Source organism: Desulfosporosinus metallidurans, from assembly GCF_001936615.1.
Taxonomy (GTDB): domain Bacteria; phylum Bacillota; class Desulfitobacteriia; order Desulfitobacteriales; family Desulfitobacteriaceae; genus Desulfosporosinus; species Desulfosporosinus metallidurans.
Map to the genome: position 1 here is coordinate 1 of NZ_MLBF01000234.1, position 279 is coordinate 279.

Genomic DNA, 279 nt, shown 5'->3' on the forward strand with positions numbered 1-279 from the left:
GTCGCTATCGATGCCACTCATATCACTCATATTGAAGCGAGAGATCGCTTGCCTGAGAAAAAGAAAGAAGAAGAGGTCTCAGTCAAGCAATCCCCCAAAAAACGTGGACGAAAACCCAAAGCGGAACGGGAGAAATGGCTCAAAGAACAACAGGAACTGGAAAAGAATCGACCCCTTTTTGAGAAGAAAATTGAAGCACAACTTCCTCTTAGTTTCAAGACGATCGAACAGCAAATCCCGCAGGTTCCTCACTGGGGAATTAAGAAAAACTCAGAGGGG

1 pseudogene is annotated in these 279 nt (G+C 45.2%); it reads left to right on the top strand.

The window, feature by feature from the left end:
• A pseudogene (locus DSOL_RS26505) lies at positions 1-279 on the top strand (IS5/IS1182 family transposase); the annotation flags it as partial.